Genomic DNA, 20,609 nt, shown 5'->3' with positions numbered 1-20,609 from the left:
TGGCGCAGGGCGATTGCTAATCAATCCTCTGATCGTCAGAGGTTTTGTGCGCAATGAATAAGCGAGGACTGTTTTTCTTTCTGTCGATCCTTGCGCTTATGTCATTTGCAATCGGCCCGGTCACTGCGCAGACACGGCCCGCCAAGCAGGATGCCGCGCCGGACAAGCCCTTCGCCGAGCATTTCATCGCCTTGCAGCTGTCCGATTCCGATCCGAAGAAAGAACGCCTCGTTCTCAGCGTCGCGAGCAATCTGTTGAAGGCCTATGGGCCGGACAAGGTGGCGGTCGAGGTGGTCACTTTCGGGCCCGGCATCGATCTGTTGCGCGACACCAACGAACACCGCGCACTGGTCGATAGTCTGGTCACCCAAGGCGTGCGCTTCAGCGTCTGTGGCAACACGCTGGATACGATCGAGCGCGACACCGGCAAGCGGCCGGCGATCAATCCGCATGCGGTTGAAGTGCAGGTCGGCGTCGGCCATCTGCTGGATCTGACCGAGCGCGGTTTCACGATTGTGCGTCCCTGAAATTGTATGTCCCTGAAAAGGAATTTTGAGATGCGATCATTGTTGAGATCGATTGCCGGAGCCGTCCTGTTGTCGCTGATCGCGTTGTCCGCCTATGCAGCGGGCGCGAAGGAGCATCGCGTCGCCATTCAGGTCAATCAGAACGATCCGGCCCTGATGAATCTGGCTTTGAACAACGCGACCAACGTCATGGAGTTCTACAAGGCAAAGGGCGAGGACGTTCAGATCGAGATCGTCACTTATGGGCCAGGTCTGCACATGCTGCGCGACGACACGTCGCCGGTGAAGGACCGTATCAAGCAGATTGTCGATGCCAGCTTTCCGTCCAGCGTCAAATTCATCGCCTGCGGAAATACCAAAGAGGGCATGGAGAAGCGTGAGGGCAAGGCTATCAGTGTCGTATCCGAGGCGACGGTAGTGCCATCGGGCGCCGTCAGGCTGATCGAATTGCAGGAAGCCGGCTGGAGCTATCTCAAGCCTTGAGTTTGATCACTTCGACGGCGGCGCTTTCCGCGCCAGCAGCATCCAGTTGCGCTGGATGAGGTCGCGTGGCGAGCCATCGACCAGGATCGCAATGCCGATGCGCGCGCCAAGTATCATACCGCCGACGGCAATCGGCCAGGACAGCGCCAGCATCGATCCCGCGGTGATGCCCTGACCGATGGTGCAGCCGCCGGCCAGAATGCCGCCGACGCCCATCAGGCAGGCGCCGACAAGATGGCGGCGCATTTCGTGATCGTCGTCGAAGGCTTCCCAGCGCAGTTCTGCGGCCAACCACGCTGCGGCCCATGCACCGGCAATGACGCCGAACACGCTGCCGACGCCGAAATCGGCGAAGTTCGCGACATTCAGAACCCCGGCATACAGTGCTTTTCCGATCGTCGATACGAATGTCAGGCTTTGTGGGCGGGGCGGGCCAGCGAATTCATCGGTTAGCCCGACCGTGACGAGCCAGCCGGCAATCGTGAGCAATCCGAGTGCGACACCGGCAGTGAGCAGACGCGGTGCGCGGCGCAGGCGTTTGTCGCTGAGTGCCAGCCAACAGAGGCCACTGCCGACAATGATGGCGAGCGGCAGGCGCAGATCGCGGCCGGTCGCTTGCGTCAGCAGCGATGCAAAGTCGGAGCGTATGCCGTCCGGCATCCGGATCGCTAGCTGCTCAAGCACGCCAATGCGGAGATCGGCGAACAATCCGCGCAGAGTGGCATAGGCCGTCGCGCCCAGCACGAGGATCACGATCAAGCTCCTGAGATCGCCGGTGCCGAGCCGGACCAGCGAGCCGAAGCCGCACGTGCCGACCATCGCCATGCCGGTGCCGAACATGATGCTGCCGATGACGATCGTAATGAGGGGCAATGCAATGGGAACGTAAGTGGTGTGTTCGGGTGCGAGAAAGCCGGAGAGCACCAAGGCCTGAGTGCCGAGCACGGCGATACCCAGCGCCAGACCGAAAATCTTGAGGCGACGGTTGTCACCGCCCATCAACGCATCTTCAATCGCGCCAAATGTGCAAAGGCGCGCGCGTCGCACGGCAAATCCCGCAGCAGCGCCGATGGCAAAGCCAGCCAGCGCCGATAACCAGGCAGACATGTTCTGCATGGGTTTCCTCCTGATGTGAGGTGCGCTGGCCTTACGGGCCGCGCGCCTCCGCCTGCCAGATCGGCGGCGTTATTTTTTCTTGGTCGGCGCCGGTGTGGCGCAGAAGATATCGTAGATGACCGAGATGACGCTTCGCACGTCGTCATTGGCCAGGCTGTAATAGATCGTCTTGCCGTCGCGGCGGGTCTCCACCATGCCGTCGTAGCGCAGACGCGCGAGTTGCTGGGACACGGCAGACTGCCGCAGCGACAGGATGTTTTCCAGTTCGGACACCGATCGTTCACGTTCCGCAAGCAGGCACAGCAAAAGCAGACGATTTTCGTGCGAGATCGCTTTCAGGAAATTGCTGGCCTTGCGGGCCTTGCGCATCAACTGGTCGAGTTCGGGGGAATATTCCGCACCGTCGCGCAGTTCGTCTTCGAGTTCGGATGGGATGATAGAAGCCATGGCAGCGTGCGTGTCCCGCGAATGTTTGAAGAGGATCAGGAACGATTGGCGTTGGGCTGTGAGGTGGTCAGTCTGGCAGCATACTTCCCGAGCAGGCTCCAGAAAGATTCGTCGTTCATGTAACCGGTGATGCGGCCAATCTCGCGGCCGTTGTCGACGATCAGAAAGGTCGGCGTGAAACGCACCGGGGAAGCCAGTGCGACGCCGGGCGATTTGTCGCGATCCATATCGATGCGGCGCAGCGGAAGAAGTTTGGCTTCGTCGGTCTTGTCATAGACCGGAGCGATTTCGCGATTCCAGCGCGCGCACCAGACGCAGCCATCGCGCTCGAACATCAGTAGTTCGGACGCATCAGCGATGCGCGGCGACAGCGCCGCAGTCATCACCAACAAAGTCGCGATCAACGAGGTTTTCAGAGGCAATTTCCACGTCATGTGTTACACATACACGAATTCGAATATTTATGCCAGAACCGGATCCGCCGTGGTGTCCTCAATCTCGTTCCTTGGTGCGCTGGGCGCAGGGCTGTTGTCGTTCCTGTCGCCATGCGTTTTGCCGCTGGTCCCGCCCTATCTCTGCTTTCTGGCAGGCGTCAGCCTGGGCGAACTCGACGATCGCGGTGGTCAGGCCGGCTGGCGTCCGAACGGGCGCGTGGTCGCACTGTCCTTTGCGTTCGTGCTGGGGTTTGCGACGGTCTTCATCGCGCTCGGCGCATCGGCGTCGCTGATCGGCAAGGCGATCACGGCGCATTTCGAGACACTGGGCATCATCGCCGGTCTGCTGATCGTCATTCTCGGATTGCACTTTCTCGGCATCTTCCGGATCGGGTTGTTGTTTCGCGAAGCGCGCTTTCAGGCGGTGCGCAGACCGGCGGGCTTTCTTGGCGCCTATCTGGTCGGCCTCGCATTCGCCTTCGGCTGGACGCCCTGCGTCGGGCCGGTGCTGGCGGCCATTCTGATGGTCGCAGGCGCGGAAGGTGCGCCGGCGCAGGGCGCACTTCTGCTTGCGGCCTATGCGATGGGGATTGGAATTCCCTTCATGCTGGCCTCGCTGTTTTCGGGGCCTTTCATGCGGCTGATGGCGCGACTGCGTCAGCATATGCTGGCTATCGAGAAGGTGATCGGCGCCGGCCTTGTCCTGACAGGTGTTCTGTTTTTGACTGGTGCCATGCCGCGGATTTCAGGTTGGATGCTGGAGACCTTTCCGGCCTTCGGCACGATCGGATGATGTGTGGCTCGGGAGGATCGAATGTCTGAGGTAACTGGCGTGATCACCAGACGGCATGCGCTTGCCGCGCTCGGTGTCGGCATGCTCGGATTGCGAACGGCGCCGGCATCCGCGAAAGCGACGCTCGGTGATGACGGGCTCTATCAGATGGACTGGTATCTGGAGAGCTTCCTCGATCTCTCCGAGGATCTGGCGGGCGCGACCGCCAAGGGCAAGCGCTTCGCTGTGATGTGGGGGCTCAAGGGCTGCCCGGCCTGCAAGCGCATGCATGAGAGCTACATGACCGATCCGAAGATCGAGAGCTACATCCGCGACAATTTCGAAATCCTGCATCTCAATCACATCGGCGCACGTGAGGTGACGGATTTCGACGGCCGCAAGCGCGGCGAGAAGGCCTTTGGCGAAGCCTATGGCATTCGCTTCACGCCGACGATCCAGTTCTTTCCGGAGACGACAGCGGGACTGGCCGCGAAAAGCGGGCAGGCGCGGGAAGTCGCGCGAATGCCCGGACTGCTGGAGCCCGTGGAATTTCTGGCGATGTTCCGCTACGTGCGCCAGAAGGGCTACGAGACCGCGACGTTTCCGGAATGGCTGAAGAAGCAGGCGTAGTCCGCAGCTCAGAAATCGAGCTTGTCCTGGATCGCGGCAATGCCCGCCTTGGCGCAGAGTTCGTCCGCGTCGCCGCCCGGTGCGCCGGAGACGCCGATGGCGCCCAGCATTGCACCGGCGCCTTCGATCATCATGCCGCCGCCGATGATCACGACATTCGGCAGGTTGCGTAGCCCGGCCTGCATCATGCCGGGCTGGCTGATCGCATTGAGTTCGGTGGTGCTGTTGCGGAACGTCGCGGAGGTCCACGCCTTGCCGGTCGCGGTCGGCGGCGTGTGCGGTCCGGCAAAGCGATCGCGCAGCAGGACTTGCGGCGTGCCGAAGCGATCGACCACAGCAACCGCCACCTGGTAACCGCGCTTCTGGCACTCCTTCAGCGCCGCACGCGCGGCATCTAGCGCCAGTTCAAGTCCGAGGGACTTGTAACTGACGACGGCTTCTTCCGCCTTTACTGCAGATGACGCGAGCGTCGACAGGACGATGGCAATCCATGCGTTTCGCATCGTCATATCGATCCCCTCTCAGCTTCGGTTACTTGTTGACCGGCGATTCCGGATCGAACAGGAAAGCCACAATATCCTTGATCTGCTGTTCGCTCAGCACCTTGTTGACGCCGAAGCGCGGCATGTTCGAGCAGGCGAACATGGCTTGCGAGTCGTAGACCTTGGTGAAGGCGTTCTTGATTTCCTGCGGATCGTATTTGCGGTCCTTGCCGTAATTGGTCAGGCTCGGCCCGAGCGTGCCGTAGCTGACCTCCTTCTGCTCCATCTGATGGCAGGCGTAGCAGTTGCCGCCGGCCACGGTGTCGGGCGGATCGGAGAACTGGCCGCCGCGGCCGTTATTGGCGATCTTGGCGCCTTCCTTCCAGTTGCCGAGGAATTTGCCGTCGGCGGGATAGACCACCCGCGCCATTTCGCGCGCGGTGATCTTCTCGGCCTCGGCGCTGGGCACCTCGTTGTGATAGGCGTTGCAGGTCTTCAGCGTCTCGTCCGGCTCGATGCGTGCCTGCCATTCCGGCGGTGCCTTGCCGAAGGTCGATTTCATATAGGCATCGACGAGCGCTGGATCCGGCGCCTTGGCGGCGGTCTGCGCGTATGTGGTCGTGGTGGGCGAGCCTGCTGCGAGAACGAGCGCGGCGAGTGTCAAAACGCGTTTCATCTCGAGGCTCCTTATCGCTTGATCGACGGGACGTTGAGTTCGCCGGCCGCCGCTTGTTTCTGCAGGAAAGAGGTGAGGGCGGTCAGTGCGTCCGAGCCATATTCCGGCACGGGCCAGCGCTGCTGACGGAAGCAATCCCACAGACGATGCTGCATGGTGCGCAGTGCGCCCTGCGAGACGCGGTAGGTTGGCCAGCCGCCCATGGTTTCCTGCGCCGGCTTGCCGGGTTTGGAGAAGTTCGGCAGTCCCTGCAGCCGGATGCGCTTGCCTTCGTCGGCATGGCAGGTGGCGCAGGAGAAATCGTTGACGCCGCCGCGGCGATAGAACAGCGCTTCGCCGACCGCCACCATCTCCTGCTCCTTGGGATGGCTCAGCGGAATGTCGATCTTCATGCCGTTCGATTTGTTGGCGATGTAAGCGACGAGGTCTTCCATGTCCGACGCACGGCCCGGGCCTGAAAAGCGCCGCGCGATGACATCCTTGGTGTCGAGGCCCTGAATGTTCTGCATGCACCACAACAGGCGCTGCTCGAGGTCCATGACCTTGTCGGCATCGGCGAAGTAGCGCGGCAGTTGCGCGAAGGCGCCTTCGAGCTTGCCGGCGCCGAGACCGAGATTGCAGGTTTCCAGCGAGACGTTCTTGGTGCCGCGGGCTTCGCCCCACAGCGCTTCGCCGCGATCGACGGCGAGATAACCGGGATTGGACATCGGGTCCGAGATCATCTCGCGATAGCGTTCGATCTCTTTCTCGCTGGCGTCCTGCGCATGACTGCCGAAGCTCCCCGCGCAGAGTACCAGAATGGCCGCTGCCGCTGACCGAATGACGGTCTTCCTCATCTGTCCCCTCCCACATCGCCGTCTCTGCGGCACTTGTGCATTTCAGATCTTTACATTCAAGAAAAAGAATATAATGATATGTCCCAGATAAGATAGATCAGACTTGGAATCGTCAAGCGATACTATTGTAAAGGGATCGTCCAAATCCCGCAGGAGGATACACCCATGGTTCTGAAGTCGGTCGAGAAAACCCGTCGCGAAACGCTGGCCATGGCCGCGATCGCCGGTCTCGCAGCAATCCTCGCTCCCAGACTGTCGCTGGCCGATGAGCAGGCCGTCGCCGCCGAAATCAAGAAGTTGTACGGCGACAAGAAATTCGAAAGCGGCAAGATCAAGCTCGACGTGCCCGAGATTGCCGAGAACGGCCTTGTGGTGCCGGTCAATGTCGATATCGAAAGCCCGATGACCGATGCCGACTATGTCAAGTCGGTGCATGTGTTCGCGGAAGGCAACCCGCTGCCGGCCGTCGTCAGCTACCGGTTCACGCCGGCATGCGGCAAGGCCTCGGCCTCGACGCGCATGCGTCTTGCGGAAACCCAGAACATCGTCTGCATCGCCGAAATGTCCAACGGCAAGCTGCACATGGCGAAGGCCAATGTGAAGGTCACGATCGGCGGCTGCGGCGGCTAGTCGCGCAGCTTCGTTCACAGAACAGATTTATCAGGCGAGGACTTTCTCATGGCAACCAAACCAACCCCGCGCGTTCGCGTTCCGACCCAGGCCAAGCCGGGCGAACTGATCGAGATCAAGACGCTGATCTCTCACGAAATGGAATCGGGCCAGCGCAAGGATGCAGCCGGCAAGGTCGTGCCGCGCAAGATCATCAACAAGTTCACTGCGGCCTTCAACGGCAAGACGGTGTTCGAGGCCGACTGGAATCCCGCCATCTCGGCCAATCCCTATCAGTCGTTTTTCTACAAGGCTGCCGAGTCCGGAGAATTCACCTTCACCTGGAAGGATGACGATGGCTCCGACTATGTCGCGACCAACAAGCTGACCGTGGCCTGACGGATTGCAGACTTTGTATTGCAGATCCTGAATTGAAGATCCTGGATCTGACGTTCTTCTGAACATTCACCCTTCCATAGCGGAAGGGATCATAGGTGGATCATGATATCGAGGCGGGATTTCCTGCAAGCGACGGCGGCTGCGTCTGCGCTCACGATCGGCAGCGGCCTTGGCCCGCTGGGTCGGGCTGCGGCACAGCAGCGCCTGACACAGGCCGATATTCTGCGGTTCGATCCGCTGGGCACGGTGACGATCCTCTATGTCGCAGATACCCACGCGCAACTGATGCCGCTGCACTTCCGCGAACCGTCGGTCAATCTCGGCGTCGGCGAAGTGAAGGGCATGCCGCCGCATCTCACCGACGCCGAGTTTCGCAACTACTTCAAGATTGCAGCCGGTTCCGCCGATGCCTTCGCGCTGACCGCCGATGACTTCGTTGCGCTTGCGAAGAACTATGGCCGCATGGGCGGCATGGACCGTATCGCGACACTGATAGGCGCCGTGCGCGCCGAGCGCGGCGACGACAAGGTGCTGCTGCTGGATGGCGGCGATAGTTGGCAGGGTAGCTGGACGTCACTGCAGACCAAGGCGCAGGACATGGTCGACGTCATGTCGGCCCTGAAGCTCGACGCCATGGTCGGCCATTGGGAATTCACTTACGGCGCCGAACGCGTCAAGCAGATCGCCGATAGCGCGCCCTTCGCCTTCCTGGCGCAGAACGTTCGCGACAACGAATGGCAGGAGCCGGTGTTCGAGGCGCGCAAGATGTTCGAACGCGGCGGCGCCACCGTCGCCGTGATCGGTCAGGCACTGCCACGTACGGCCGTCGCCAATCCGCGCTGGATGTTTCCGAACTGGGAATTCGGCATTCGCGAGGAAGACATCCAGAAGCAGGTGGATGAAGCCCGCGCTGCCGGTGCGTCCATCGTGGTGCTGCTGTCGCACAATGGCTTTGACGTCGATCGCAAGCTGGCGGGCCGCGTGAAGGGCCTCGACGTTATCCTGACGGCGCATACCCATGATGCCATGCCCGGCCTGGTCAAGGTTGGCAATACGGTGCTGGTCGCAACCGGCTCGCACGGCAAGTTCGTGTCGCGCCTCGATATCGAGGTGAAGGACAAGAAGGTCTCGGATATCCGCTTCAAGCTGATGCCGGTGTTCGCCGATGCCATTAAACCCGATCCTGCAATGACTGCGCTGGTGGAGAAGGTGAGGGCACCTTTCGCGGGGGATCTGGCGCGCGAGATCGGCAAGACGGATTCGCTGCTGTATCGCCGCGGCAATTTCAACGGCACCTTCGACGATCTGATCTGCAACGCGATGATGTCCGAGCGCGATGCGGAGATCGTGCTGTCGCCCGGCTTCCGCTGGGGAGGCACGCTGATCCCCGGCGATGCGATCACCTGGGAGCATATCACCAACGCCACCGCGATCACCTATCCGAACTGTTATCGCAACCAGATGACCGGCACCCAGATCAAGGAAGTGCTGGAGGACGTTGCCGACAATATCTTCCACCCCGATCCGTACTTCCAGGGTGGCGGCGACATGGTCCGCATCGGCGGCATGGGCTACGCGATCGATATTTCCAAGCCGATGGGATCGCGCATTTCCGGGATGACCCACCTGAAGTCCGGCAAGCCGATCGAAGCCAGCAAGACCTACACGGTCTCGGGCTGGGCCAGCATCAACGAGAATACGCAGGGACCCCCGATCTGGGACGTGGTCGCGGCGCATGTAGCGAAGGTCTCAACCGTCAGGATCGAACCGAACACCGCGGTCAAGGTGACCGGGGCCTGATTCAGGCGTCGTATTGTAGAGACAGGAAAGCTTGTCGTATGACTGATCGAACATCAGCGGAAACGCTCAATCGCCGCCGCTTTCTCGGCGCAGCGGGTCTGGCCGGTGCCGGTGCAGCATTGTCGGCGATCCCCGCACTTGCGGAGGCTGCGAAGCCTGAACCTCTGATTACCGAAGTGCAGGATTGGCAGCGTTATCTCGGCGACGGCGTCGACAAGCATCCTTATGGCGTTCCCTCGAAATTCGAGAAGAACGTGATCCGCCGCGATGTTCCCTGGCTCACCGCATCGGCGGAGTCCTCGGTCAATTTCACGCCGCTGCACGAACTCGACGGCATCATCACGCCGTCCGGCCTGTGCTTCGAGCGTCATCACGGCGGCGTCGCCGAGATCAATCCTGCCGATCATCGGCTGATGATCAACGGGCTTGTCGACAAGCCGCTGGTCTTCACCATGGACGACATCAAGCGGATGCCGCGCATCAACAAGGTGTACTTCCTCGAATGCGCCGCCAATTCCGGCATGGAATGGCGCGGCAGCCAGCTCAATGGCTGTCAGTTCACGCACGGCATGATCCACAACGTGATGTATACCGGCGTGCCGCTGAAAGTGTTGCTGGATGAGGCCGGGCTGAAGCCGAATGCCAAGTGGCTGATGCTGGAAGGCGCCGATTCCGCCGGCATGAATCGTTCGCTGCCGATCGAGAAGGCGCTGAACGATGTCATGATCGCTTTCGCGATGAACGGCGAGGCACTGCGCCCTGAGCAGGGCTATCCGCTGCGTGCCGTCATTCCCGGCTGGGAAGGCAATCTGTGGGTCAAGTGGTTGCGCCGCATCGAGGCTGGCGATCAGCCGTGGCAGACCCGCGAGGAGACGTCGAAATATACGGATCTGCTGGCCGACGGAAATTCCCGCAAGCATACATTCGTGATGGATGCGAAGTCGGTGGTGACCAATCCGTCGCCGCAGGCGCCCTTGAAGCACAAGGGCCGCAATGTGCTGAGCGGACTGGCATGGTCCGGCCGTGGCACGGTAAAGCGCGTCGACGTGTCGATGGATGGCGGGCGCAACTGGCAGACCGCGCGCATCGATGGCCCGGTCTTCGACAAATCCGTGGTGCGCTTCTATGTGGATTTCGACTGGAACGGACAGGAGCTGATGATCCAGTCCCGCGCCATCGACTCCACCGGCTATGTGCAGCCGTCGAAGGACGATCTGCGCAAGGTGCGCGGCGTCAATTCGATCTACCACAATAACGGCATTCAGACCTGGCTGGTGCGTTCGGGCGGGGAGACTGAAAATGTCGAAATCGGCTAACGCCCTGACACTGGTGCTGGCGGCATGTCTGCTCGGCGGCACGAGTGCGCCAAGCGCTGCCCAGCAGATGGCGGGCCGCGAGGTAGCGAAGCCTGCGGTCAAGCTTGGGCTGGGGCGGGCGGCCACGGCTGAGGAAATCGCGGCCTGGGATACCGACGTGCGGCCGGATGGGCGCGGCCTTCCGGTCGGCAAGGGCACCGTGAAACAGGGCGACGATCTGTTTCAGGAGAAGTGCGCGTCCTGTCACGGTGAATTCGGACAGGGCGTCGGTCGATGGCCGGTGCTTGCCGGCGGCGCTGGGACGTTGAAGGCGGACCGGCCGGACAAGACCGTCGGTTCGTTCTGGCCTGATCTGTCCACCGTGTTCGACTACATCAAGCGCGCGATGCCTTACGGCAATACGCAGTCGCTGACCAATGACGAGGTCTATGCGCTGACGGCCTACATCCTCAGCATGAACGATATCGTCAAGGACGAGACATTCGAACTCAACGAGAAGAATTTTACGTCGATCAAGATGCCGAATGCAGCGGCGTTTTTCGAGGACGATCGCGAGACGTCCGAGAAGCATTTCTGGAACAAGACCCCATGCATGAAAGATTGCCGGCCGGCGCCGAAGGTCACCGGGCGGGCCATGGCCATCGACGTCACGCCTGACGGCAAGTCCGGCCCCAAGGTCGAGTAGCAGGCGAGGGCACTCGTCTTTGTCACGATGGCGCACACGCCATAACAATCACTCCATTTGAGGTTTGATCAGGATGACGCTTCGCTTTTCGCTGCTCGCTTTGTCACTCGCACTGATGACGACCGATGCCATGGCGCAGGATGTTGCAGCCGGGGAGAAGTCCTTCAACAAGTGCCGCGCCTGCCATCAGGTCGGTGAGACCGCGAAGAACACCGTGGGGCCGATCCTGAACGGTCTGTTCGGGCGCAAGTCCGGCACCGTAGCGGGCTACAATTACTCCGACGCCAACAAGAATTCCGGCCTGACCTGGGATGATCAGGTGTTCACCGACTATATCAAGGACCCGAAGGGCAAGATCCCCGGCACCAAGATGAGCTTTGCCGGCATCAAGAACGAGCAGGAGATCAAGGATCTCGCCGCGTTCCTGAAGCAGTTCGCGGCGGACGGCAAGAAGGGCAGTAAAGCGCTGTCACTTCTTAAGCGGCCCTGATGCTCGCCAGGAAGCGGTCGACTTCGTTGCGCAGCACTTCCGATTGCGATGCGAGTTTTGTCGCCGAGCCCAGCACCTCTTGCGCGGCGGAGCCGGTCGTGGAAATGCCTGATGTCACGCTGGAGATATTGCGAGATACGTCGTCGGTACGCGCCGCTGCCTGATTGACGTTGCGGGCAATCTCCTGGGTTGCGGCACCCTGTTCTTCAATGGCTGCGGCGATGGCCGATGAAATCTTGTCGACTTCGTCGATGGTGGAGCAGACGGCCTGAATCTCGTCAACGGCGGCATTGGTCTCGTTCTGGATCGACGCGATCTGGGCGCGGATATCCTCGGTGGCCTTGGCGGTCTGGGTCGCCAGCGATTTGACTTCACCGGCCACGACGGCAAACCCTTTGCCGGCTTCCCCGGCGCGCGCCGACTCGATCGTAGCATTCAGCGCCAGAAGATTGGTCTGGCTGGCGATGTGATTGATCAGCGCGACGACTTCGCCGATCTTCTGGGCCGCTGCGGCCAGACTCTGCATGCGCGCATTCGAGCGCCGTCCACTGTCGGCGGCCTTTCCGACCGCAGCGGAGGATTGCGCCAGTTGCCGGTTGATCTCGCCGATCGAGGACGACAGTTCTTCGGATGCCGCAGCGACGGTCTGCACATTGTCGGAGGCCGACAATGACGCGCCGGAGACTTCGTCGGACTGTGCCCGGCACTGTTCGACCACCGACGACATCGACTGCGCCGTGTTCTGCATCTCTGCTGCGGCCGATGAGACGTGGTCGACGACCTTGCGGACATTGCCCTCGAACTTGTCGGCGAGCGAGGCGAAGATGGCGCGCTTTTCCTGCTCCGCCCTCTCGTTGCTTTCGTCCTGATCGGCCTGGATACGGCTCACCCGGATGGCGTTCTGCTTGAAGACCTCGACCGCCTGCGCCATCTGGCCGACTTCGTCCTTGCCGCGATGTTGCGGCAGGACAACCGACAGATTTCCTTCGGCGAGTTCGCGCATCGCCTGCGTGATAGCAAGAATTGGCCGCGAAATGCCGCGGGCAATCAGAAGGCCGCCGGCGACAGCCAGCACCAGACAGATCGCTGCGATGCCGGCGGCCAGCAGACGCGCATGCGCGATGGACGCCGCATATTCGCTGTTGTCCATGACGATCTCGACGGCGCCGATGGACTGACCCGAGAAATCCTTGATCGGACCCAGCAAGGCGACGACCGGTGTCGTCTTCATCTCGCCCTGCCGGACGATGAAACTGCCATTCGTCGCGCTGCGATAGGCGTCGGCATCGAAGAAACTCGTGTTGCCCAGCGTGCCGCCGAATGTCTTGAAGCCTTCGTTTCCGGCGAGATAGAACGCGACATCGACGTTGCGCGCGCGCTTGAACTCGTCGAAGAAGCCCTGTCCGAACGTCAGCCCGAACTCGACGGTGCCAAGATGTTTGCCTTTCTGTGCAACCGGCACGACACCGCGGATGCCGAGGCCGGCGACGCCGCCTTCCAGGCCCACGACGGGTTTCATCGTCGCGTTGGCCACGACCACCGTCTTGCGGAAGCCGGTCAGGTCGTCGCCGAACTTGGCGGGCTGATGGACACGAAACTGGGACAAGCCTGCGGGCGTATGGAATTGAAACTGGTCGACGCCGTAGTCCGACTTGAGCTGGGCAAAGCCCGGTCCGAACAACTGCAGCAGCGCCTCGCGATCGTTACGTGCGACCGCGTCCTGCACCGCTGGAATAGTTGCGACCACCGCGCTCATGGCCGCCGCCCGGCGGGATTCCTGCATCAATCGCGATTGCAGGGCATCGTAATTGCCCTGTAGTTCACTGCGATCGGCCCGATCGACGATGCCACCGATGATCCACATGGCCCCGAAAAGCACGGCGAGGGCGGTTGCTGCCGCAGACGCTGCGAGTGCTGCTGTAATGCGGGCCTTCAGGCTCAGATTGGCAAGCATGTCTTGTTCCGTCTGGCGGCGTCGCGCCGAACTACTCAACTTCTGACGAGTCTTTGGTCAACTGTAGATTGAACAGGTTAAAATACCGTCGAGCGCCCGGATGCTGGCGGATTCGTCGCGGCGACCCGTGCAAAAGCCAAAGCCCGGGGGCCGCTTACGGCGGTGGCACGGCGATCCATCCCCGGGCAATTGGATGACGAGCGTGATCGAAGACGAAGAGCAACTGAAATTCGAACAGTGCCGCTCAGTACCGCGGCATGCTGGACGATGAATAGAAGTGCATGCCACTGGAGGAGGCGGGCTCCCACGTTATGTCGTCACTCTGTTAGTGCTGTTGTTGGCACGACTCTTGCTCACCGCAAAAGGAGATAGAACGGCTAGCGAGAGTGAATCTTGAAAAATGTGTTGATCCATAGAGCGAGACATTGGTGTGTGAATATCTGGCGCGAAATCAGGGATTCCTTGAAACATGTGCCAATGCACTAGTGCCTTTTCGGTTCTGATAGAATCAGAACGGAGGCTCTAGCTTTTTGTTTAGACGCGTTTTCTTGATGCGAACCGATCTTCGCTTGGTTCGAAAACGCACTAACCGGATGCCGACTGTGCACCGCAGGTAATCCGGGCCGATTTTTCGACCGATTTCCTTCAATAGGTCGCCTCGCACACTCTTACCCAGCGATGGACGACGCCGCCTTCGGGCGCTTCACCTATGGCAAAGGCAACCTTTGAACCATATTGAAATCCGTCGAACCGCATAGGTTCTTTCGATTTCTACACTGCAGAAAGCCTCTTTAAGGTCCTGTTTGTGGGTGAGCGGCGTGGCGCGCGGCCGCGTGCGCTTCACCTTGGGGACGGAGTGAACATCTGAGATCAACTGGCCCCCGTTGTTCGTTCGTGGCTTTCGTCGGTCCCCGTTTTGTCTCCAGCAGATGCTCGATTGCCCTCCCAATACACATGAAAGCGCAGCCATGAGTTCTCCCACTGTCTATTTTCTCAATGGTCCCAATGCCAATCTTTATGGGCTGGACAAAAGCGGTACCTATGGCCGTGAAAGTTTCGTCTCGATCAAGAAGCGCTGTGAAGATCACGCGGCGTCACTCGGCCTGACGATCGACTTCCGTCAGTCTAATCATGAAGGCATTTTGGTCGACTGGATCCAGGAGGCGAGGGAGAAGGCCGAGGGGATCGTCATCAATGCCGCCGGTCTCACTTACTCGTCGGTCCCGATCCTCGATGCGTTGCTCGCTTTCGAGGGACCCATCATCGAGGCGCATATGAGCAATATCTGGAAGCGCGAGCCGTTTCGCCATCATTCCTATGTGTCGCGTGCTGCAACGGGCGTCATCGCCGGGCTCGGCGCACTCGGCTATGAATTGGCGCTGACAGCGGTGTCGCGTCTGATCGCCGAAAAGGCCGCGCAATGACGTCAGAGGTGATGGCATTCTACAGCGTCCTCGATGACTTCAAAACCTGGCGTGCGGCGCTGGCCGCGGAGGGGATCGATCTTCGTCAGGCTGACGATATCGCTGACCCCGCCAGCGTGCGGCAGGCACTTGTCTGGAAGCCGCCGCATGGCTTCTTTGCGCGCTATCCAAATCTTGGTCTCGTCGTCAATCTAGGCGCCGGCGTGGATGCGCTGGTCGGGCGCGACGACCTGCCGGAGGTTCCGATCACGCGCCTGTCCGATCCGAAGATGGCGCGGATGATGGCTGGCTATGTGTTGTTCGCCGTGATGCGCCATGCGCGCGACATTCCAGCCTTCGAGCGCGCCCAGCGCGAGCGCCGCTGGCATTATATTCATCCGCGCGATCCCGAGACCATCACCGTCGGCATTCTGGGCCTTGGCGAACTCGGACTGACAGCGGCGCTTGAATGCGCCCGGCAAGGTTATCGCGTGCGCGGCTGGTCCAACACCTTGAAGTCGGTGGAGGGCATCGAGACGTCGGCTGGTCTGACGGCTTTGCCGGATATCCTGGGCGATAGCGACATTCTCGTCTGCATGCTGCCCCAGACGCCACAGACGCGCGGGCTGCTGAATGCCGAGCGCCTGGCGCAGATGAAGCGCGGCGCGATCTTCGTCAATGTTTCGCGAGGCAGTATCGTCGATGAGCCGGCCTTGATCGAGGCGCTGCGTTCCGGCCATGTCGCGGAAGCGACGCTGGATGTTTTCGCCACCGAGCCGCTGCCGCCGGAGAGCCCGCTCTGGGCGATGGACAATGTTCTGATCACGCCGCATCTCGCATCGGTGGCGCTGCCGGGCTCCGCGGCACAGCAGATCGGCGAGAATGTGCGCCGGCTGCGTGCGGGGCAGGAGCTGCTAAGCCGCGTCGATCCGCGCCGGGGCTATTGAGCCCGGCGCGAATTGGCCGCCAACGGCAAAGGCGTCGCGCGCGTAGTCGGCGAATGTCTGTACAGCCGGTCGCAGCGCGTGGCGTTTCAGACGCAGCGCCATCACATGCGTGGCCGGCAGTTTTTCGGTGATGGGCACCACGGCCACGCGACTGCCGTCATAGCCGATGGTGGTGCGCGGCACGGCATTGTGGATCGAATATCCCTGGCCATTCCCGATCAGTCCGCGGATCAGCTCGAATGATCGGGTCCGGAAGGAAATACGCGGCTCGATACCGGATGCCGTAAATAGGCTGGCGAAGTAGTCGCGCGAATGCGGCAGGTCCAGCAGGATGAACGGCTCGTCGCGCATTTCGGTCAGGCTGATCGACGACCGGTTTGCCAGAGGGTGATCCGCCGACAGCACGATATAGGGTGGCAGCTCGCAGAATTTTTCACCGACGATCTCGTCAGGGACGGCAAAGGAATAGGACAGCGCGAGTTCGGTCCGTCCGGAGACCAGCCCGTCGATGATCTCCTGCTGGTCGCCTTCCTCAAGTTTTACCGAGATGCCCGGCTGCCGTTCGCGAAAGCCGGACAGCAGCCCCGGCATGAAGCGTGTGGCGAGGGTCGAAAAGCTGCCGACCACGATCTCGCCGTGCAGCGTGCTGCCAAGCGACTGGGCGCTCTGGGCAAAATCGCGCGCATGCGCGAGCAGCAGTCTCGCGTCGTTTACCAGCCGCTGGCCGGCGGGGGAGAGGGTCACGCCCTTGGCGAGATGGCGAATGAAGATCTGGACGCCGAGTTCGGCCTCCAGCTGGCTGAGTGCTGCCGAGATCGAGGGCTGCGACACGTTCAGGCGCTTGGCGGCTTCTGTCACGCTGCCCGCATCGGCCGTCTCAACCACATAACGCAGGGCCCGGAGCGAGAACCTCATCGTGTTTTCCTATGCATCTCCAAACATAAAAATATTTTCCTTATGATAGGCCCTTCGGCACCCTGTCGTCTAGTCGAACAGGAGCCGATCAATGATCCGCACGGGTGAAGAATACAAACAGGGCATTCGCGATGGCCGCGAGGTCTGGATCGATGGCGAGCGGGTCAAGGACGTGACCACGCACCCGGCGCTGAAGCCGATCATCGACGTCAAGGCCCGGATGTATGACATGGCGCGTGAAGAGCGTTACGCCGCCGACCTCACTTACGTTGAAGACAACGAGACACATTCGGTCTTCTACAAGCCGCCGACGGAGCAGAAGGACTGGCACGACAAGATCAAGGCCGTCGATCACGTGATGAAGGACATCGGCGGCGTGGTCACCCGCGTCGGCGATGAGACCATCGGCGAGATGTGGTCGCTCACCGACGGGCGCGACGTGCTGGCCGAGATCGACCCGCGCTTCGCCGCCAATATCGATCATCACATCCGTGCCGTGATCGAGAAGGACATCTTCCATGTCTCGGCCAACACCGATCCGAAGGGCGACCGTTCGCTGCCGCCGCAGCAGCAGGATCCGGACCTGATGGTTCACGTCACCCGTGAAACCGATGCCGGCATCATCATTCGCGGCGCGAAATACGAGACCGCGGCGGCTTATGCCGATCAGGCCTATCTGAAGCCGACCGTCGGCGCCTGGGCCAATGAGAAGCTGTCCGACTATGCGGTGGGCTGCATCGTCAAGATGGGTGCGCCGGGCGTAAAACATATCTGCCGCGGCGGCTTCGCCAATCGCAGCAGCGCTAATGCCAAGGACTATCCGCTTGCAAATCGCTTCGATGAGGTCGAGGCGCTGGTGGTGTTCGACGACGTGCTGATCCCGTGGGAAGACGTGTTCTTCTACCGCCATACCCGCGCTGCGCAGTTCGTACGTTCGACGCTGCATCGCTACTCGGCATTCCCCTACGTGCTGCGTCTCCTTTACACCGCCGACATGATGATCGGCGCGGCGATGTGGAACGCCAAGCAGACCGGTCTCGACAAGCTGCAGTCGGTGCGCGAGAAGCTCGCCGATCTGGTCTGCTATCGCGAAGGCATCAACGCGCATCTCACCGCCTCGATCGCCATGGCGGAGAAGAGCCCGGGCGGCCTTCTGATGCCGCAGCAGTCGATGCTCTATGCCGGCCGCGTGTTTGCTTGTTCGCAGCTTCCGGCGATGATGCATATCGCCCGCGAGCTGTGCGGCGGCCAGATCTGCATCACCCCGAATGCCGATGCGTTCGAGGCCGAGGGATCAGGCAAGTGGCTCAACAAGTTCTATTCCCTGAACGACCAGTGGCAGGCCGACGATCGCCGCAAGCTGCTCGCCTTCGCGCGCGATCTCTTGAACTCCGACTATGCCGGTCATCGCCTGACCTTCGTGCAATTCGCACAGGCGCCGCACTTCAATCATCTGGCGGCGGTCTATAACAGCTTCGACTTTGCCGGGCCGCTGGATTTCGTGAAGAAGTCGGCCGGGCTGTCCGACCGTATCGACGGGGTGAAATCATGAGCGCTGCGGCGCATCCGCTGGTCGAGGTCGATATCTTCCGCGACGCCATGCGGATGACGGCCTCGGGCGTGGCGGTGGTGACAACGGATGGCGAAGCGGGCCGCGCGGGCGTCACGGTGTCGTCGCTGTGTTCACTGTCAATGGAGCCGCCATCGGTTGTATTCAGCGTTCACCGCGACAATCGCCATCTCGAAAAGCTGCTGGCCAATGGCGTGTTCGTCGCCAACATTCTGTCTGATACGCAGGAGCGTGTTGCCAACAGCTTCGCCGGGTTGATCCCTGAACTGCGCGACAACCGTTTTCTTGCCGGTGACTGGTCGGAACTGCTGACCGGCGCGCCTGCGCTCGATGGCGCGTTGTGCAATTTCGATTGCCGCGTCGCCAGCGTGTTCGATTTCGGCTCGCATCGCATCGTCGCGGGCGAGGTGCTGAACGTTCGCAACCAAGCTGCGCTGCCCCTGATCTTTTCCGATCGCACATTCCGTCGTCTCGCCGCCTGAGGATTTGCTCTATGACCACCCATCAGCGTTTTCGCAAGTTCAACACCAAGGAAGCCTATCCCGAGCAGTCGCTCGACAACGATGTCTGCATGGTCGTGCGCGCCAACAACACCGTTTATGTGCGCGGCCAGACGGCCATGGATCTCGACGGCAAGATCGTCGGTATCGGCGATGCCGCTGCGCAGACCGAGAATGCCATGACATGCGCCAAGGTGCTGCTTGAAGAGGCAGGCTCCAAGCTCGAGGACGTGGTGAAGATCGTCATCTACATCACAGATCGCGCCTATCGCGAGCCGGTCTATCGCGTCGTCGGCAAATGGCTGAAGGGCGTCTATCCGGTTTCGACGGGGATTATCGTTCAGGGCCTCGCCAAGCCTGAATACCTGATGGAAATCGACATCATCGCGGAAATTCCGGCGTAACGACGCATTTTTCGCCGGCACTACAGAGATCAATCGGACGTTTGCGGCTTCATCCTTCGCATGATCGATGAGTGCGGATGCGCGCGGCCGTGCGGCGGAAATTCTTGAGGTAAATCAATCGTCTGGCATGATGCTTGCTTTTCTTTCTACGTCATAATCCTTGTGAGGTTTCGAGATGAAGCGCGCTTTGAAGTTTACTGCATTGATGTTGCTGTCGACGCTCGCGATCGGCGGGCAGGCATCCGCCCAGGAGAAGCTGGTGGTCAGCACCTGGGGTGGAAGTTTCCGCGATCTGATCGATGAAGCGATCGCCAAGAAATTCACCGCCGACACCGGCGTGAAGGTCGAATACATCACCGGCGGCACCATCGACCGCCTCAATCAGGCCAAGCTCGCTGCTGCCAAGCCCGAGAGCGACGTTACCTTCACGACGGCCCATGTCGGCTGGCTCTATGCCAACGACAATCTGTTCGAGAAGCTCGACATGGCGAAGATCCCGAATGCCAGCCATCTGGTCGAACAGGCCAAGATCAGCCCGTATCACATCGGCTCGTGGGCCTATGTCTACACCATCGGCTATCTGCCCGATCAGTTGCCGAAGGGCGTGAGCTTCGAAAGCTGGGAAGGCCTGTGGAATCCCGCGCTCAAGGGCATGATCTCGTCGCCCGATTTCGATCCGAGCCATGTGATGGTCGTTGCGGCCAAGTTGTCCGGCGGCGATGCGTCGAATTGGGAAGTCGGCGAAGCCAAGATGAAGGCGCTGAAGCCGAACTATAAGGCGTTCTACACCAACGATGCCAACAGTCAGCAGCTCTTTGCGACTGGTGAGACGCCGGTGCAGGTCGTGCTGTCGATGAACGCCTATTACATGCAGGCCCAGGGCGTGCCGATCAAGCTGGCGATTCCGAAGGAAGGCGCCGTACTCGGCGTCGATACCATGGGCATCACCAAGGGCTCGACCAAGGCGGAGCTGGCCTACAAGTTCATCAACACCGCGCTTGATCCGGAAGTGCAGGCGAAGATCGCCGAACTGAAGAAGGGCAGTCCGGTGGTGGACAACGCCAAGGTCAAGCCCGAGATCGCAGCACTGCCGGGCGTGTTCACGACCGCGGATCAGTGGGCGAAGCAGACGCTGGTGATCGACGCCAAGCTGCGTGCCGAGAAGACCGGTACCTGGCGCAAGTGGTTCACCGAAAACATCATGGCTCCGTAAA

24 protein-coding genes are annotated in these 20,609 nt (G+C 60.9%); 16 read left to right on the top strand and 8 right to left on the bottom strand.

Features of this window, described 5'->3' with window-relative positions; all coding sequences use genetic code 11:
* Positions 1 to 98: 98 nt before the first annotated feature.
* On the top strand, positions 99 to 527 hold the full coding sequence (locus tag AB8B20_RS08355) for a DsrE family protein (RefSeq protein ID WP_439072246.1): 429 nt from the start codon (positions 99 to 101) through the stop codon (positions 525 to 527).
* 30 nt (positions 528 to 557) lie between these two features.
* Positions 558 to 1,010, top strand: a complete 453-nt coding sequence (locus tag AB8B20_RS08350; protein ID WP_184518027.1) for a DsrE family protein — start codon at positions 558 to 560, stop codon at positions 1,008 to 1,010.
* Between the two features lie 6 nt (positions 1,011 to 1,016).
* Here AB8B20_RS08350 and AB8B20_RS08345 read toward each other — a convergent pair whose 3' ends face one another.
* The 3 genes from AB8B20_RS08345 to AB8B20_RS08335 form a co-directional block, all read right to left on the bottom strand.
* Positions 1,017 to 2,126, bottom strand: a complete 1,110-nt coding sequence (locus AB8B20_RS08345; protein WP_439072245.1) for a YeeE/YedE family protein — start codon at positions 2,124 to 2,126, stop codon at positions 1,017 to 1,019.
* A gap of 69 nt (positions 2,127 to 2,195) precedes the next feature.
* On the bottom strand, positions 2,196 to 2,573 hold the full coding sequence (locus AB8B20_RS08340) for an ArsR/SmtB family transcription factor (protein ID WP_068731992.1): 378 nt from the start codon (positions 2,571 to 2,573) through the stop codon (positions 2,196 to 2,198).
* A gap of 35 nt (positions 2,574 to 2,608) precedes the next feature.
* Positions 2,609 to 3,007, bottom strand: coding sequence for a thioredoxin fold domain-containing protein (locus AB8B20_RS08335; protein WP_165826790.1), 399 nt, complete (start codon positions 3,005 to 3,007; stop codon positions 2,609 to 2,611).
* Positions 3,008 to 3,056: 49 nt separating this feature from the next.
* On the opposite strand from AB8B20_RS08335, the gene AB8B20_RS08330 reads away from it, so the two are divergent.
* Positions 3,057 to 3,800 (top strand): cytochrome c biogenesis CcdA family protein, encoded by a 744-nt coding sequence (locus AB8B20_RS08330; RefSeq protein ID WP_439072244.1) that lies wholly within the window; start codon positions 3,057 to 3,059, stop codon positions 3,798 to 3,800.
* A gap of 21 nt (positions 3,801 to 3,821) precedes the next feature.
* Positions 3,822 to 4,409, top strand: a complete 588-nt coding sequence (locus tag AB8B20_RS08325; RefSeq protein ID WP_439072243.1) for a SoxW family protein — start codon at positions 3,822 to 3,824, stop codon at positions 4,407 to 4,409.
* Between the two features lie 8 nt (positions 4,410 to 4,417).
* Here AB8B20_RS08325 and AB8B20_RS08320 read toward each other — a convergent pair whose 3' ends face one another.
* The 3 genes from AB8B20_RS08320 to soxA are packed head-to-tail and all read right to left on the bottom strand — an operon-like array spanning position 4,418 to position 6,403.
* Positions 4,418 to 4,918 (bottom strand): GlcG/HbpS family heme-binding protein, encoded by a 501-nt coding sequence (locus AB8B20_RS08320; protein WP_439072242.1) that lies wholly within the window; start codon positions 4,916 to 4,918, stop codon positions 4,418 to 4,420.
* Between the two features lie 22 nt (positions 4,919 to 4,940).
* The gene (gene soxX, locus AB8B20_RS08315; RefSeq protein ID WP_439072241.1) at positions 4,941 to 5,567 is read right to left on the bottom strand and encodes a sulfur oxidation c-type cytochrome SoxX; all 627 of its coding nucleotides are present in this window, start codon (positions 5,565 to 5,567) and stop codon (positions 4,941 to 4,943) included.
* Positions 5,568 to 5,578: 11 nt separating this feature from the next.
* Positions 5,579 to 6,403: a sulfur oxidation c-type cytochrome SoxA gene (gene soxA, locus AB8B20_RS08310; protein WP_439072240.1), complete on the bottom strand. Its 825-nt coding sequence runs from the start codon at positions 6,401 to 6,403 to the stop codon at positions 5,579 to 5,581.
* A gap of 165 nt (positions 6,404 to 6,568) precedes the next feature.
* Here soxA and soxY point away from each other — a divergent pair, with 165 nt between their 5' ends.
* From soxY to AB8B20_RS08280, 6 genes are all read left to right on the top strand, one after another.
* Positions 6,569 to 7,033: a thiosulfate oxidation carrier protein SoxY gene (gene soxY / locus AB8B20_RS08305; RefSeq protein ID WP_092151766.1), complete on the top strand. Its 465-nt coding sequence runs from the start codon at positions 6,569 to 6,571 to the stop codon at positions 7,031 to 7,033.
* A 48-nt stretch (positions 7,034 to 7,081) separates the two neighbouring features.
* On the top strand, positions 7,082 to 7,411 hold the full coding sequence (soxZ, locus tag AB8B20_RS08300; protein WP_089264796.1) for a thiosulfate oxidation carrier complex protein SoxZ: 330 nt from the start codon (positions 7,082 to 7,084) through the stop codon (positions 7,409 to 7,411).
* 102 nt (positions 7,412 to 7,513) lie between these two features.
* Positions 7,514 to 9,211, top strand: coding sequence for a thiosulfohydrolase SoxB (soxB, locus tag AB8B20_RS08295; RefSeq protein ID WP_439072239.1), 1,698 nt, complete (start codon positions 7,514 to 7,516; stop codon positions 9,209 to 9,211).
* A gap of 38 nt (positions 9,212 to 9,249) precedes the next feature.
* Positions 9,250 to 10,527: a sulfite dehydrogenase gene (gene soxC / locus AB8B20_RS08290; RefSeq protein ID WP_439072238.1), complete on the top strand. Its 1,278-nt coding sequence runs from the start codon at positions 9,250 to 9,252 to the stop codon at positions 10,525 to 10,527.
* Positions 10,511 to 11,212, top strand: a complete 702-nt coding sequence (locus AB8B20_RS08285) for a c-type cytochrome (RefSeq protein WP_439072237.1) — start codon at positions 10,511 to 10,513, stop codon at positions 11,210 to 11,212. Before soxC ends, AB8B20_RS08285 begins: the two co-directional genes overlap by 17 nt.
* A gap of 73 nt (positions 11,213 to 11,285) precedes the next feature.
* Positions 11,286 to 11,702, top strand: a complete 417-nt coding sequence (locus AB8B20_RS08280) for a c-type cytochrome (protein ID WP_439072236.1) — start codon at positions 11,286 to 11,288, stop codon at positions 11,700 to 11,702.
* Here AB8B20_RS08280 and AB8B20_RS08275 read toward each other — a convergent pair.
* Positions 11,689 to 13,656, bottom strand: a complete 1,968-nt coding sequence (locus AB8B20_RS08275; protein ID WP_092151755.1) for a methyl-accepting chemotaxis protein — start codon at positions 13,654 to 13,656, stop codon at positions 11,689 to 11,691. The two genes, AB8B20_RS08280 and AB8B20_RS08275, sit on opposite strands and share 14 nt — an antisense overlap.
* A 968-nt stretch (positions 13,657 to 14,624) precedes the next feature.
* Between AB8B20_RS08275 and AB8B20_RS08270 the strand changes: the two genes are divergently transcribed.
* Complete coding sequence (locus AB8B20_RS08270; RefSeq protein ID WP_093762104.1) at positions 14,625 to 15,080, top strand: type II 3-dehydroquinate dehydratase; 456 nt, start codon at positions 14,625 to 14,627, stop codon at positions 15,078 to 15,080.
* Positions 15,081 to 15,091: 11 nt separating this feature from the next.
* Positions 15,092 to 16,006, top strand: coding sequence for a 2-hydroxyacid dehydrogenase (locus tag AB8B20_RS08265; RefSeq protein ID WP_439072235.1), 915 nt, complete (start codon positions 15,092 to 15,094; stop codon positions 16,004 to 16,006).
* On the opposite strand, the gene AB8B20_RS08260 is transcribed toward AB8B20_RS08265, so the two are convergent.
* Positions 15,974 to 16,921 carry a LysR family transcriptional regulator gene (locus AB8B20_RS08260; protein ID WP_068732018.1) on the bottom strand — a complete coding sequence of 316 codons (948 nt, stop codon included), beginning with the start codon at positions 16,919 to 16,921 and terminating at the stop codon, positions 15,974 to 15,976. The two genes, AB8B20_RS08265 and AB8B20_RS08260, sit on opposite strands and share 33 nt — an antisense overlap.
* A gap of 91 nt (positions 16,922 to 17,012) precedes the next feature.
* Here AB8B20_RS08260 and AB8B20_RS08255 point away from each other — a divergent pair, with 91 nt between their 5' ends.
* The 4 genes from AB8B20_RS08255 (at position 17,013) to AB8B20_RS08240 (ending at position 20,608) form a co-directional block, all read left to right on the top strand.
* Positions 17,013 to 18,473, top strand: coding sequence for a 4-hydroxyphenylacetate 3-hydroxylase family protein (locus tag AB8B20_RS08255; protein WP_089264772.1), 1,461 nt, complete (start codon positions 17,013 to 17,015; stop codon positions 18,471 to 18,473).
* Positions 18,470 to 18,973, top strand: a complete 504-nt coding sequence (locus AB8B20_RS08250; protein ID WP_093762112.1) for a flavin reductase family protein — start codon at positions 18,470 to 18,472, stop codon at positions 18,971 to 18,973. The genes AB8B20_RS08255 and AB8B20_RS08250 overlap by 4 nt, the downstream gene beginning before the upstream one ends.
* A gap of 11 nt (positions 18,974 to 18,984) precedes the next feature.
* Positions 18,985 to 19,395 carry a RidA family protein gene (locus AB8B20_RS08245; protein WP_089264770.1) on the top strand — a complete coding sequence of 137 codons (411 nt, stop codon included), beginning with the start codon at positions 18,985 to 18,987 and terminating at the stop codon, positions 19,393 to 19,395.
* Positions 19,396 to 19,570: 175 nt separating this feature from the next.
* Positions 19,571 to 20,608, top strand: coding sequence for an ABC transporter substrate-binding protein (locus tag AB8B20_RS08240; RefSeq protein WP_116661736.1), 1,038 nt, complete (start codon positions 19,571 to 19,573; stop codon positions 20,606 to 20,608).
* Position 20,609: the final 1 nt, after the last annotated feature.

Origin of the sequence: Tardiphaga sp. 866_E4_N1_4, from assembly GCF_052076075.1 — a bacterium.
GTDB classification, from domain to species: domain Bacteria; phylum Pseudomonadota; class Alphaproteobacteria; order Rhizobiales; family Xanthobacteraceae; genus Tardiphaga; species Tardiphaga robiniae.
Note: the sequence above shows the minus strand (reverse complement) of the source record. Positions and strands in the feature narration are given on the sequence as shown.